At 32.0% G+C, this 13,090-nt stretch carries 14 protein-coding genes and 1 pseudogene; 12 read left to right on the plus strand and 3 right to left on the minus strand.

Features of this window, described 5'->3' with window-relative positions:
* Positions 1 to 14 precede the first annotated feature (14 nt).
* Positions 15 to 626, minus strand: a complete 612-nt coding sequence (locus tag ACJZU6_RS05735) for a trimeric intracellular cation channel family protein (protein WP_080158050.1) — start codon at positions 624 to 626, stop codon at positions 15 to 17.
* 248 nt (positions 627 to 874) lie between these two features.
* On the opposite strand from ACJZU6_RS05735, the gene ACJZU6_RS05740 reads away from it, so the two are divergent.
* From ACJZU6_RS05740 to ACJZU6_RS05785, 10 genes are all read left to right on the plus strand, one after another.
* On the plus strand, positions 875 to 1,426 hold the full coding sequence (locus ACJZU6_RS05740) for an elongation factor P hydroxylase (RefSeq protein WP_408900922.1): 552 nt from the start codon (positions 875 to 877) through the stop codon (positions 1,424 to 1,426).
* A gap of 15 nt (positions 1,427 to 1,441) precedes the next feature.
* Complete coding sequence (locus tag ACJZU6_RS05745; RefSeq protein WP_080158049.1) at positions 1,442 to 1,699, plus strand: YfcL family protein; 258 nt, start codon at positions 1,442 to 1,444, stop codon at positions 1,697 to 1,699.
* A gap of 117 nt (positions 1,700 to 1,816) precedes the next feature.
* A complete protein-coding gene (locus ACJZU6_RS05750) occupies positions 1,817 to 2,782 on the plus strand; it encodes a Wzz/FepE/Etk N-terminal domain-containing protein (protein WP_408900762.1) in 966 nt (321 codons plus the stop codon).
* 32 nt (positions 2,783 to 2,814) lie between these two features.
* Positions 2,815 to 3,990 (plus strand): EpsG family protein, encoded by a 1,176-nt coding sequence (locus ACJZU6_RS05755; RefSeq protein WP_408900763.1) that lies wholly within the window; start codon positions 2,815 to 2,817, stop codon positions 3,988 to 3,990.
* Between the two features lie 7 nt (positions 3,991 to 3,997).
* Entirely contained in the window at positions 3,998 to 5,293 is a 1,296-nt protein-coding gene (locus tag ACJZU6_RS05760) for an oligosaccharide flippase family protein (protein WP_408900764.1), read from the plus strand.
* Positions 5,278 to 6,111, plus strand: coding sequence for a glycosyltransferase family 2 protein (locus ACJZU6_RS05765; protein WP_408900765.1), 834 nt, complete (start codon positions 5,278 to 5,280; stop codon positions 6,109 to 6,111). The genes ACJZU6_RS05760 and ACJZU6_RS05765 overlap by 16 nt, the downstream gene beginning before the upstream one ends.
* Positions 6,111 to 7,055 (plus strand): glycosyltransferase family 4 protein, encoded by a 945-nt coding sequence (locus ACJZU6_RS05770; protein ID WP_408900766.1) that lies wholly within the window; start codon positions 6,111 to 6,113, stop codon positions 7,053 to 7,055. The genes ACJZU6_RS05765 and ACJZU6_RS05770 overlap by 1 nt, the downstream gene beginning before the upstream one ends.
* Positions 7,055 to 7,819 carry a glycosyltransferase family 2 protein gene (locus ACJZU6_RS05775; protein WP_408900767.1) on the plus strand — a complete coding sequence of 255 codons (765 nt, stop codon included), beginning with the start codon at positions 7,055 to 7,057 and terminating at the stop codon, positions 7,817 to 7,819. Before ACJZU6_RS05770 ends, ACJZU6_RS05775 begins: the two co-directional genes overlap by 1 nt.
* Positions 7,820 to 7,852: 33 nt before the next feature.
* Complete coding sequence (locus tag ACJZU6_RS05780; protein WP_408900768.1) at positions 7,853 to 8,608, plus strand: glycosyltransferase family 2 protein; 756 nt, start codon at positions 7,853 to 7,855, stop codon at positions 8,606 to 8,608.
* A 47-nt stretch (positions 8,609 to 8,655) separates the two neighbouring features.
* On the plus strand, positions 8,656 to 9,435 hold the full coding sequence (locus ACJZU6_RS05785) for a hypothetical protein (RefSeq protein ID WP_408900769.1): 780 nt from the start codon (positions 8,656 to 8,658) through the stop codon (positions 9,433 to 9,435).
* Here the strand turns inward: ACJZU6_RS05785 and ACJZU6_RS05790 are convergent.
* Positions 9,415 to 10,592, minus strand: a protein-coding gene (locus ACJZU6_RS05790) for an IS3 family transposase (protein WP_408900069.1) whose coding sequence is annotated in 2 segments (ribosomal slippage) — positions 9,415 to 10,334 and positions 10,334 to 10,592 — 1,179 coding nt in all. Because the reading frame shifts where the segments join, the coding sequence is not laid out codon by codon here. The two genes, ACJZU6_RS05785 and ACJZU6_RS05790, sit on opposite strands and share 21 nt — an antisense overlap.
* A gap of 71 nt (positions 10,593 to 10,663) precedes the next feature.
* On the opposite strand from ACJZU6_RS05790, the pseudogene ACJZU6_RS05795 reads away from it, so the two are divergent.
* Together ACJZU6_RS05795 and ACJZU6_RS05800 are read left to right on the plus strand one after the other, a co-directional pair.
* Positions 10,664 to 11,143, plus strand: a pseudogene (locus ACJZU6_RS05795) (sugar transferase); the annotation flags it as partial.
* A gap of 117 nt (positions 11,144 to 11,260) precedes the next feature.
* A complete protein-coding gene (locus ACJZU6_RS05800; RefSeq protein WP_408900770.1) occupies positions 11,261 to 11,884 on the plus strand; it encodes a hypothetical protein in 624 nt (207 codons plus the stop codon).
* A 120-nt stretch (positions 11,885 to 12,004) separates the two neighbouring features.
* On the opposite strand, the gene ACJZU6_RS05805 is transcribed toward ACJZU6_RS05800, so the two are convergent.
* Positions 12,005 to 12,976 carry an OmpA family protein gene (locus ACJZU6_RS05805; RefSeq protein ID WP_080158040.1) on the minus strand — a complete coding sequence of 324 codons (972 nt, stop codon included), beginning with the start codon at positions 12,974 to 12,976 and terminating at the stop codon, positions 12,005 to 12,007.
* Positions 12,977 to 13,090: the final 114 nt, after the last annotated feature.

Raw genomic sequence — 13,090 nt, forward strand, 5'->3', positions numbered from 1 at the left:
CTGCTTTCCCTGCTTTACGCTTCTTCGAACTTAAATACAGGTAAGCTCCAGCTAAAGAACACTGCCGCCATACGTAAACCAAAACCGACGACTAGTGTTGTCAACGTTGTAATGTCTGCTGGTACGTTAAAGTGCAACATGGTGACATACATAATACCCGCAAGAAAAGAGACTGACGCATAAAGCTCTTTATGTAATACCATTGGTTTGCGACGAGTGATCATATCGCGAAGTAAGCCACCAAAAACCCCCGTTACTACCGCAGCGACAACACAGATAATTGGTGATAAGCCCATCGTGATCGCCACTTGGCAGCCGATAATACTAAATACAATTAAGCCAATGGCATCAAGAATGATGAAAATCTTGTGAAAACGTACTACCCATTTGCCTAAAACAGTTGTTAATAAGCCTGCAAGACAAGTAATGACTAAATACTGTGGGTGTGCGACCCAGCCTAAAGGGTAATGACCGAGTAAAATATCTCTTACAGTACCACCACCGATAGCGGTAGCACTTGCGACTAACATAACACCGAACCAATCCATGTGACGTTTACCCGCGGCGAGTGCGCCCGTCATTGCTTCTGCAGTAATACCGATAATGTATAAGATAGAAAGTAGCATAATAACTGTGATGGCCGTTGTTAATCATGAAGATAGGGCATTGTAATAGTGACGGTTCTCAACTTCTAATGAAAAGAATTAATTTAGAGATGAATTGAGCTCATGTAAAAATAATATTTATAGTATTTATAAAAATAATGACTATACCGCATAAAAGGTAGTGATAAGTCGCGCTTGGTTATGAAAACCTATATACTTTGAGCGTTAAACCATAATGACATATTAAATAGAATTAGATGAAAAAACATATAAATCATGACTATAACGATCTTATTCGTTTGTTTAACTCGGTATTTCTAGAACGTTTAAATACTGAGCTATTATTAGGTGGCGATGAGCCTATCTATCTTCCTGCCTCAGAGGAACGCATTCATCATCAAATTATCTTTGCGCGTGGTTATTATGCCTCTGCAATGCATGAATTAGGGCACTGGTGTATTGCTGGTGAAGCACGACGGTTATTGGAAGACTATGGTTATTGGTATCAACCCGACGGACGTAGCGCTGAAGTACAAGCTGCATTTGAGGTTGTTGAGATTAATCCACAAGCAATAGAGTGGATTTTATCTGCCAGCTGTGGGTTCAAATATCAGGTAAGTTGCGATAATTTAAGTGGTAACTGTGAGCCAGATAGAGTTGGTTTTACTTTAAAAGTACGCGATAAAGTTATCAGTTATTTAACAAACGGTATTCCTGAACGAGCTAAAATGCTTTCTGATGCCTTCCGTGATTTTTATGGTATTGCACCATTAACAGCTGCTGATTTTCCTAAGCCGATTCCATTAACTGATTATACCTAACAGCAAGGATAGAACATGATCCACGATTACGAACATAAACTATTACAGCTTATTGATGACAATATCGATACTGCAACGGATGATGAATTATTTGCAGGCGGCTATTTACGTGGGCATATATCACTTGCCGCTGCTGATTGTGAACAGCAAGGTATTGATGATATTGCACAAATACAGCAGAAAGTAAAACAAAGCTTATTGGATGCAAAAAGTGAATTAAGCCCAAGTGATTGGCTATTAGTGCAGCAATATAGCGATAAATTAATGGCATAACAACATGTTATAACGTGTTGTTATGAGTAAGTTTAAAAATTAGAACAACTGCTTTGTGGGTTTATAGCATATCCCAAGGGCGGTAGCGTTTTTGGATAAAGGATCTATATCTGCCTCATGAATACAATCGATAGTATAAATAATAGTCGTGCAGAGTTAATTAAAACCCTTTGGAGAGGGCGATTAACAATTTTTATAATGTCAATACTATTTATATCATTCGCTATTTTCTATTCTTATCGTAGTACGTTGCTATGGACGACAGCAACAGAAGTTAGCATTAATAAAAATTATTTCCTTCCAAAGAACACACAAATATTACTTGATAATATAGCGACAAATAAGAAAACATCGAATGAAATTAAATTACTCTTTAGCAATAAGAATATAGCTAAAGAGTATATTGAAACGATTGAGTCAACTGATAACCAAGTAGATTTTATTAATATGATAAATTCTACATCATCAAAAGATAAGATTAAGAAAATTGTAATTAAGGTTATTAATAATAATGAGCAATATAAAATAATTATTAATAGTGAAAACAAAAAACAAATATCTAATTTACTTAATAAGTATATTGAATATAGCAAAGAAGTAGCTAATAAAAGTATCATAACTACCTTAAATCATATATTAGATGAAAATAAAATAAGAGAAATTGTTAAACTTAATAGATTAGAAGAACGAGCAAAAGTAAAAATAAATATTGAAAAGAAAAATGTGGAATATAATCTTAAAATTGCAGAGAAAATAGGACTTATTAATCCTATTCCTTCAAGTAATGATTCTGATTTTTATTTTGGTAGTAGGGTGCTATCTGAAAAATTAGAGATATTAAAAAACATAAAAGATTTGAGCTTAATATCACCAGAAATATCTTATGTAACAGAAAATATTAAATCCTTAGATAAAGTTGTCATATCAAATAAGTTGGATTTTTATAAAATATCAATAATGTCAGAGCAATCTGTTAGTAAGGCTAATTATGGAAAAAATAAATTAATAATCATTATTAGTTCTGTAGTTGGGCTATTTTTTGGCTTTTCTTTGGTGTTAATAAAAAGCGAATTTAATAAATAAGTAGTAATATCATGAATGTTAGCAGTAGTCTGATGAAAGTGGATGTTTTTGTATTCATATTGTTCTTAGTTTTTTTTAGTTTAAGTCCACTTTTAGGTGTTGCTGCTATATGTGTTTTTAGTCCCTTTTTTTCCAAATTAGAGCTAAAAATTGCATCAATAGTTATAATTATATTTAGTGTTCTTTTCTATGCGACATTACAACCATTTGGTGATTTATCTGAATATCTTCATATATATAATAATATAAATACTATAGATATTTTTCATTATACACGTTTTGGTAAAGGTATTGAGTTTTTTATTCTTATCTTAATGAAAGTTGTGTATTTTATAACACAAGGTAATCAATTTGCTTTTTTAGTTTCAATATATGCATTAATTTTTACTCTTTTAATGATTGTTTGTAAAAAAATGACAAATGAATTTTATCTATTGTTGTTTTTTTGCATATTTTTCAGTTATGGTTTTGTTCAAGCTAATTCATATTTTATAAGGCAAATGATTTCAATGTTATTTGTTTTTATGATGATAGTTAAATTTAATAAGAAAAGTATCATATATGGTTTTCTTAGTATTATATCTCATACATCAGCTGTAATACCTATAAGTTTAATTGTTATTATAAATGCGAAAAGATTTAAAAAAGTATTATACTTAATTACACCAATATTATTTATCGGATTATTGACGGCATATGAGCTTGGTTTTTATCACTATATTATAAGTAAGTTGATTAACTCAAATGTCAGTTTTTCAAAATTAAATATATCTCAAATAATCATATATAATAGTCAAATAGTTATTATATTTATCTTGTTATATATGTTTAGACATAAGATAAATAAAGAGAAAAATAGTTTGTTCCTAATTTTCTTTGGCGTCATTAGCTTTCTTCTTTTTTGGGTTTTTATAAACATACCTGCAATGTCGAATCGATTTGCATTATTTATGTGTGCTTTCCCTGGATTGTTATTATATCCTATTTTGAGTAGCAATATAAATTTCAAATTAAAGTATGTAATACTTATTTCTATTGTTCTGATTAATTTAGTTCCAGCGTTATATTTGTTTTATAATGTAACTCTACTTGGTAGCGATCTTAACTTTATGTCTTTTAAGCCAATTCGTTCTAATATTTTTGATTTAATTATATTAATTGCAAATAGATTAACGGAAGAATTACCATATCTAACACAAGGTAACTAATAAAATAATGAAAAAGTATTTGTTAAATATTGGTGTTATTCTTTTTGATAGGGTGGCTATGCTTGTTTTTCAAATATGGATGGCATCATATTATGTACAAACATTAGGTATTAGTAATTATGGTCAATGGGCTTATACATTAAATATGGTAACGATTATAATATCAATATTCATTCTTGGAATTGATGTTATTGTAATAAAAGATATTGTTAATAATAAAAATAAAACGGGTGAGTATATATATTCTGGAATAATAATCCAGCTTATAGGATTTGTTTTTGTTATGATAACATCATTAATTGTGTTTGATAATAGTGATATTATTATTAAAAATGCAATAACATCAATTTTGATAGCTAATTTTTTTATTATATTATCAAAATCTTTTTATTGGAATTATTCAGCTTTAGTCGAATCCAAGTATAGAACTATTGCAGTCGTCATTAGTTTTTTGATTTTTATACCAGTTATTAGTGTTTATTTAGATTTAATTAAAAATAAAGAATATGTATTGTTTATTTATGCTATATATTATGTTATTCAATTTGTGGTTTCATGGTTTGTAAATAAATACCTTTTTAAGGCTTCATATGTTTTTTCCATTAATAAAAATAAATGTAAGGAATATTCTAAAGTTGGTGTAAGTTTAATTTTATCGACATTAAGTGTTATGTTATTTACTCAAACTGATGTATTGATGATTAAATACTTTATTGGTAATACAGCGACTGGCGAATTCTCTGCAGCGACAAGATTATCTACATCAATATTTATTTTAGCAGGCATTCTAGCTAATACATTCTATCCGAAAATAGTAAAGTTAACTAATAATGATAAACTTCAATTTATTAAAATAGCCATTACGACAGTAACTATATTTTGTATCATTGGTTCATTTATAACAATGTTAATTGCACCATATTTGACATCATCATTATATGGGGAAAATAATAATATTAGCTTAGTATTATCATTCCATATTTGGTGTTCATTGTTTATTTTCTCTGGTGCATTTACATCAAGATATCTGTATGCAAATGAATTCTATAAGGTTGAAATAGTAAAAACTATTCTAGCTGCGATAGTTAATATAGGGTTGAATTTATATACTATTCCTACATTTGGTATTATTGGTGCTGTTGGATCTTCATTTGTTGCATATTTAATTGCAAATTATTTATCACTAATTATATTTAAAGAATCTAGAATGTTATTTATAACGCAGTCTAAAGCTTATATGTTAATATTTAATCCTATTCAATATGTTAAAGAATTAAAAGGTATTAAATGTTTATTTCAATAATAACACCTGTATATAATAGAGAAAAAGAAATAAAAGTATTGTACGAAAGTATTGTGGATAATGATAAAGAATTATTATTAAAAACAGAATGGATTATTGTCGATGATGGTTCAGTTGATAATATTAAAGGCGTTATTAATGAATTTATTGCTGATGATAGATTAGTAATTAAATATATAAAAAAAGAAAATGGAGGAAAGCATACAGCCTTAAATGTTGGTTTTTCTCATGCTCGTGGTGAATATATAACAATTATTGATAGTGATGATTATTTATTACCTAATGGTTTAGATATAATTATAAAAAATAGTTATTCGTCAATATCAATTTTCAAACATGCTATCACTCAATCGTCTGATTTCAAAAAAAAGCTTTATACATTAGACGAATTTTTAGGTATTCGTGGAGATCGTTTATTTGTATTTAAAAGAGATATATTAATAAAATATCAGTTTCCTGAGCATCAGAATGAGAAGTTTGTTACTGAATCAGTTGTTTTTAATAAAATATTTTATATGGAAAAGGCTAATTGTTTTAATTATGAGGTAGTTTCCGGTGAATATTTGCCTAATGGCTTGAGTGATTCATATCAAAAGTTACTAAAAAATAGTCCATTGGGTGTTTTTGATTTAATTGATACAAATCTTAAATTTGATATGTTAACTACGGAGATTTTAAAACAAACAGCCTTCCATTTTGCTGCAATTTTTACCATAAAAAACATATATAAAGTTTTGGTGAAATATCCGCTAAGTAAATCAATAAGGCTAATTTTGGCTACTGCATATGTATTAATTAAGCGGAGTCTAAAGAACTAATGAAAGTGCTTTATATTGGTGATTTTATTAAAGGTAATGGGCCAAGTACTGTTGATATTAATGTTAGAAATAGTATTGAAAAGTCAAACCAAAGTAATCAAGTAGAGTTTCTTCAATCCACGACAAAAATAAGTTTTTCTATTGTAAAGAAAATTCATAATATAGATGTTGTTCATGTTTCTGGAGTATCATTTCTTGGAGTGATGCTTATGCTATTTTCACTATTATGTGGAAAAAAAGCATCAATGACTATGCATGGTAGCCTTAGCATGGAGTCACAATTTAGAAAAGTAGCATCACATCGAAGAATTTTTGAATTAATACAACAGAGATGTGCAAATAAGATTATGCCAGTATCAAACTTGTTGGCAGAAAAAGCAAAAATAAATAAAAAAGTAATTGTAATACCCAATGGTGTTAACTTTACAGCCAAATCAACTATATTAAAACAAGAAAATTTAATTACACTTATAGGTGGTGGTCGTAAAGAAAAAAGACATTTTGAAGTTTGTGAAGTAATTAAAGAAATAAATGACAAACATGATTTAAATATCAAAGTTAATCTTTTTGGAGAGCATGGAATTGACTCAAGTAAAATAAATAGTTTTTCTTTTGTTAAAGACTTTGGTTTTTGTAATAAAGACATAGTATTTGATTCATTGTCGAAATCGAAAATATTTATTCAATATAGTGAATTCGAATCTTTTTCTTTAGCTGTCGCAGATGCTATAAATTTTCAATGTTATGTTATTACCTCTAATCTAGTCGGTATCAATGAATTTATCACATTATCTAATGGTTATATAGTTGTCGATAATAAACAACAATTAGAAGAAGCAATTATATTGCAATATAATGCAAAAGAAAGAAAAGATATTGATAATAAATTATTAACTTGGGAACAAGTTTCAGATAAGTATGTTAAGTGCTGGGAGGCGTTATAATGTTAGACTCAACACTAAATATTGAAGTCGCTATATCAACGTTAAATGATGGCATTTACAATCCTAAGTTTCGAGATGATTTTAATTATCTTATAATACATCAGATTTCAAATGATGTAGATTATAGTGATTACATACAAACATTACCTAAAAATGTTCGTTATATAAAATCTAATACTGTTGGTTTATCAAAAAGCCGGAATTTAGCGATTGAAAATACAAATGCTGAATATTTATGGATTATGGATGATGATGTTGGAATTCATGATTCTGCTTTGATTTATGTTGAAGATTATTTGAAAAAACATCCTAAATTATCGATGTTGGTTGTGTCACATTCTCATGAAGAAATTGAATATCTTCCCGGTAATAAAGAACAAAATATAAATAAAATATCTGCAGCATCTATTTCTTCAATTGATATGATTATAAAAGTAGATCTACTTAATGGCATTAGATTTAATGAAAATTTTGGGTTAGGTGCTAAATACGTTTCTGGTGAGGAGTATATTTTTGCGTGTAATTTGTTGGATAAGGGCAAGGAAATTATAAAGACACGCAAGGTGTGTACTTATCATCCTCTTATTTCATCAGGACAAGATTTTTACTCTACGCCAATGAAGCTTAAAACAAAGTTAGAAATGTTCAAGGCTGCCAATGGTTTAATTAGAGGTAATTTATTATATGTTCTATTTTGTATAAAGAAGATAAAAATAATTTATAAAAAAAATGCAATAAAGAATGTAATAAAATCATTTGTCTAACTTATATTTAGATGACATTAGTTGAGAATTAATATGCCCATAAAACCTTTAGTATCGATTATTACACCATCTTATAATTCTGCATTGACGATTAGAAAAACAATAAAATCAGTTATTAATCAGACACTAATTGATTGGGAAATGATTATTGTTGATGATAATTCAACGGATAATTCTTGTCAGATTATTGAAGAGTATATGAGTATAGATTCACGTATACAACTTATTAAACAAAATTGGAATGCAGGACCCGCTATTGTAAGAAATATTGCTATAGAAAAAGCAAAAGGGCAATATATAGCATTTTTAGATAGTGATGATCTGTGGCACTCTGAAAAGTTAACAAAACAAATTTCATTTATGAAAGAAAAAAATATTGCACTATCATATACCGCATATAATCGAATTGATTCAATGGGTAATATACTCAGTGCATATCATCCAAAATTACAAGTATCATATATTGATATGCTGAAGAGTAATCGTATAGGTTGTTTAACTGCTATTTATGATGCTGATAAATTAGGTAAAGTTTATATGCCTAATATATCAAAGAGACAGGATCTAGGATTGTGGTTAAAGATATTGAAAAAAGTTGATTATGCTTGGGGACTGGATGATATTCTTGCTGATTATTTAGCGATACAGCCTAATAGTGTGTCTTCCAATAAAAAAAATGCAGCTAAATATCAATGGCGATTATATCGAGAAATTGAAAAATTAAGTGTTGCACAAAGCTTATATTATTTTTGTTTTTATGCATATTTGGGATTTAAAAAATCAAAATAACCCTATATGAGTTATTCAGTATAACTTAGAGTAGATAAAGTTTTATTATGAAAAAGTTATTATCAAATTCTTATCTTTGCCATAGCATAGGAATTATTTTTGTTCTGGTAGTATTGCAGTTGTTTGTCGCCCCTATTAATGGGCGAGAAAGTGTAATCAATTCAATGTGGATGGTTGGAATTTGTTATTTAGCGACAGCAATGACACTCCCACGTATTACTAGCTATCTATTAGTTGAACGGAAGTTTTATATTCTCCCCGTTTTACTTAGCGTATTTGGTATTGCTATAACTATTATGTTTATGGTTCGTATTGAATATTCTCGTAGTATTGTTTTTTACGGCTGGCTGTTAAGTTTTGCATGGCTATTTTTTACAGCGATTATTCGTCAAGAATCACAACGATTGGTGCTCTTTGCTATTTCTAATTTCGATGTTAATTCATTAAATAAAGAGGGAAGAGTACAGGTAATCGAATTAAAAAAACCTTATGATATTCGTAATATTAAAGGTAGCTTAGTTGTTGATCTACATCGTAACTTATCAGCCGAAGGTGAAAAATTTATTGCTGATTGTAGTTTAAATAATATCGCCGTTTTCCATGCTGAAAGTATTCGTGAAATGCTGGAAGGTAAGGTTCAAACTAAGCATTTAATGGAAAATGCGATTGGTTCATTACAACCAAATCCGCTTTATATGACTTTTAAACGTATTTGGGAGTCATTAATTATTATCGCAACGTTTCCGATTACGTTACCGATTATGGCTATAACGGCTATTTTGATTAAGCTTGAGAACCTGAAGTGGTCAAGTAAAATTGGCCACTGATTTGTATTCATTATTAAATCGGCGTTCTGATTCATTAGGCGTCAAGCCACCGTTATATTGATGGGGCCTGACTTGGTTGTAATATCGGATAATATATTCAGTGATCGCCACTTTAGCTTCATTCGATGAGCGATAACCCGCAGTTGGCATCCACTCTGTTTTAAAACTTCTAAAAAATCGTTCCATTGGGGCGTTATCCCAACAATTTCCACGTCGACTCATACTTTGTGTAATTTGATACCGCCAAAGTAATCGGCGATATTGTTTACTTGTGTAATGACAGCCTTGATCTGAATGAAACATAACACTTTTAGGCGCCCCTCGAACTTCATAAGCCATCGAAAGGGCTTTACCTGTTAGATCTGTATTGGGTGAGCCTGACGTTGCCCAACCAATCACTTTACGGGCAAATAAATCAATCACAACAGCAAGGTACAACCAACGTTGTCCTGACCAAATATATGTCACGTCGCCACACCAAACCTGATTAGGCTCAGTAACTGCAAACTGGCGATCTAATGTATTGGGAATATTTAAATGTTCATTTTCTACTTTTTTATAACGATGTTTTTTAACCTGACAACTGACTAATCCTAGTTGTTTCATGATGTTAGTTGCCTTATATCGACTTAACGGCACGCCTTTAGTCGTAACGATACCTGCAATTGTTCTGGCTCCAGCAGAGCCACTACTGGCACGATGTGCAGCCTTCACTTCACTAGATAATAGCACTTGCTCTTTTGACTGCGTTTTAGGCCGTTTAGTCCAATATTTATAGCTACTGCGATGAATATCAAAGACATGACAAAGGATAGATACAGGATAATAAGCTTTTAATTCATCAACTAATATGAAGTTTTGAATGAGTCCGAGGCCAAAAGAGCGGTTGCTTTTTTTAGTATTTCTTTCTCCATTTCAATCCGTTTAATCTTCTTCTCTAATTCACGAATTTTAAGCTGATCAGGCGTCATTGGTGTTGCTTTCGGTGTCATTCCACCACGTTCATCTTTCAGCTGTCGAACCCACTTATCCATTGTTGATTTACCAACATTCATTGCTTCCGCAGCTTCTTTTACAGAGTAGCCTTGGTCTAAAACGAGTTGTGCTGATTCTAATCGAAATTCAGGTGTAAAATTAGGGCGTATTCTTTTAGTCATAGTGTCACCTATTAAATTATGAGGTGATGATATCACCTCTAACTAGGTGGCCAAATTAACTATGCCACTTCAACCCAGGCCCTGCGATGTTTATACAAGAGCGTGTGGGTCAAGGTGGTCGCTTATTTAGAATCTATAAGTTCCGTAGCATGACCGTAAAAGAAGCGGGTGCTGAAGATAAGTTTGCTACGGCTGAACAGGCGCGTGTAACTCGAATTGGTAAGATTATTCGTAAAGTTCGTATTGATGAATTACCTCAATTTTTTAATGTACTAAAAGGGGATATGGCGTTAATTGGCCCTCGTCCTGAGCAAGACAGTTTTGTTAAACAGTTTGAGCAAGAGATACCGTTTTATGGTTACCGCCATATGGTGAAACCAGGTATCACTGGTTGGGCTCAAGTTGTTCAAGGTTATGCTGATGATACAGAATCGACATCAGAGAAGTTAGCACACGATTTATATTATATAAAAAACCTATCTTTTTGGTTAGATATTAATATTGTATTTAAAACTATTCGCACCATGCTAACTGGCTTTGGTGCTCAATAATTAAAGCGTATTTTAGATATAAATAAAAACCCAATTTAAATAATGAGTTGGGCTTTTTTTTGCTTTTGATTTTAGCTCTGCCACACACTGTATTTTCCTTATATCAGCTCTTATTATTTGCTTACCTGCTACCTGCTTACTTGCTTACCTGCTTACCTGCTTACTTGCTTACTTGCTTACCTGCTTACTTGCTTACTTGCTTACTTGCTTACCTGCTTACTTGCTTACCTGCTTACCTGCTTACCTTGCTTACCTTGCTTACCTGCTTACCTTGCTTACCTTGCTTACCTTGCTTACCTTGTTTACCTTATTTACCTTATTTACCTTATTTACCTTGTTTACCTTGTTTACCTTGTTTACCTTGTTTACCTTGTTTACCTTGTTTACCTTGTTTACCTTGTTTACCTTGTTTACCTTGTTTACCTTGTTTACCTTGTTTACCTTGTTTACCTTGTTTACCTTGTTTACCTTGTTTACCTTGTTTACCTTGTTTACCTTGTTTACCTTGTTTACCTTGTTTACCTTGTTTACCTTGTTTACCTTGTTTACCTTGTTTACCTTGTTTACCTTGTTTACCTTGTTTACCTTGTTTACCTTGTTTACCTTGCTTACCTTGCTTACCTTGCTTACCTTGCTTACCTTGCTTACCTTGCTTACCTTGCTTACCTTGCTTACCTTGCTTACCTTGCTTACCTTGCTTACCTTGCTTACCTTGCTTACCTTGCTTTCCCTCATCCCTAAAAACCTGCTTTTCCCTGCTCTATAAAAAAATCCGCCATAACCGTGAAGTTAGGGCGGATTATTCGTCAATACCTGTCTTCGTATTTAATACGCAGGATTAACCTTTATCAGCAGTAGAAATTACTCAGCAACAACTTGAGTAACTGTTTCTACGTTTAGCTCAGGAACGATGATGTCAACACGACGGTTTTCAGCACGACCTTCAGCAGTGTTGTTTGGAGCGATTGGATCTAGCTCACCACGGCCTTCGCTAATTACGCGATCTGCACCAACATTTAGGTGAGTACGTAGTGCGCTAGCAACAGCTTCTGCACGCTCTTGAGATAGTTTCTGGTTGTATGCTTCAGGACCAGTGCTATCAGTGTGACCAACAACAGTAATAGTTGCATCAGGGTATTGGTTTAGACGCTCTTCGAAAGGTACTAACTTGCTTGCATCGCCAGTTGTAATTTTAGTGCTATCGAATGCGAAAGGAACCGTTAGTTTTAGCTCGTCAATAGTTGCTACAGAAACTTGGTCAACGTAAACAACTTCAGGAGCAACTACTGGTGCTGGAGCGCCCCAGTGGTATGCAAGTGCAACGCCAGCGAATTGAATGTCAGCACCGCCTACATCTTTGTAGTATTGGTATTCAACACGTGTAGATACGTTGTTGTTGATGTAGTATTCAGCACCAACACCCGCAGTACCAGCCCAACCGTTGTCATCAGCAGTTGCGCCATTCTTAGCGTTCCAATCGTAGTAGAAAGCACCTAGCTTACCAAATAGATCGATTTTGTCGTTGATAGCGTAAGAGAACTTACCTACAAGGTCTGCACCTTGAGCTGTAAATTTACCTTGGCCATTAGTAACACTTGCGCTACCTAGGTTAGTGTAACCAATCTCACCTGCGAACCAAGGTGTGATTTGGTAACCAGCGAAAACACCACCAGAAAGGTTTGTGTTATCAAGCTCGATGTTATTTGTGCTGTCTTTGATGTCGTAGAAGCTATTACCTAAACGAGCACCAGCATAAAATGGGTTATCTGTTGCAGCATTTACCGCGCCAGATACAAGAAGAGCAAGTGGTAGTACTAGAAAAGTTTTTTTCATAATATTTGCCGTATTTTCCTAATTGTAATAGATCCGACTTAAGCCGGTAATTTTCGCACTATTATATGAAAGTGCTTGTCTATACCCTACAATAACAAATGCTATTAGGATATA

It is taken from the genome of Photobacterium piscicola, from assembly GCF_046058925.1.
Taxonomy (GTDB): Bacteria; Pseudomonadota; Gammaproteobacteria; order Enterobacterales; family Vibrionaceae; genus Photobacterium; species Photobacterium piscicola.

What these genes read in the sequence shown, in the direction of transcription:
- ACJZU6_RS05735 (WP_080158050.1), bottom strand. Translation starts at nt 626, where the DNA reads ATGCTACTTTCTATCTTATACATTATCGGTATTACTGCAGAAGCAATG.
- ACJZU6_RS05745 (WP_080158049.1), top strand. Translation starts at nt 1,442, where the DNA reads ATGATCCACGATTACGAACATAAACTATTACAGCTTATTGATGACAAT.
- ACJZU6_RS05750 (WP_408900762.1), top strand. Translation starts at nt 1,817, where the DNA reads ATGAATACAATCGATAGTATAAATAATAGTCGTGCAGAGTTAATTAAA.
- ACJZU6_RS05755 (WP_408900763.1), top strand. Translation starts at nt 2,815, where the DNA reads ATGAAAGTGGATGTTTTTGTATTCATATTGTTCTTAGTTTTTTTTAGT.
- ACJZU6_RS05760 (WP_408900764.1), top strand. Translation starts at nt 3,998, where the DNA reads ATGAAAAAGTATTTGTTAAATATTGGTGTTATTCTTTTTGATAGGGTG.
- ACJZU6_RS05765 (WP_408900765.1), top strand. Translation starts at nt 5,278, where the DNA reads ATGTTTATTTCAATAATAACACCTGTATATAATAGAGAAAAAGAAATA.
- ACJZU6_RS05770 (WP_408900766.1), top strand. Translation starts at nt 6,111, where the DNA reads ATGAAAGTGCTTTATATTGGTGATTTTATTAAAGGTAATGGGCCAAGT.
- ACJZU6_RS05775 (WP_408900767.1), top strand. Translation starts at nt 7,055, where the DNA reads ATGTTAGACTCAACACTAAATATTGAAGTCGCTATATCAACGTTAAAT.
- ACJZU6_RS05780 (WP_408900768.1), top strand. Translation starts at nt 7,853, where the DNA reads ATGCCCATAAAACCTTTAGTATCGATTATTACACCATCTTATAATTCT.
- ACJZU6_RS05785 (WP_408900769.1), top strand. Translation starts at nt 8,656, where the DNA reads ATGAAAAAGTTATTATCAAATTCTTATCTTTGCCATAGCATAGGAATT.
- ACJZU6_RS05805 (WP_080158040.1), bottom strand. Translation starts at nt 12,976, where the DNA reads ATGAAAAAAACTTTTCTAGTACTACCACTTGCTCTTCTTGTATCTGGC.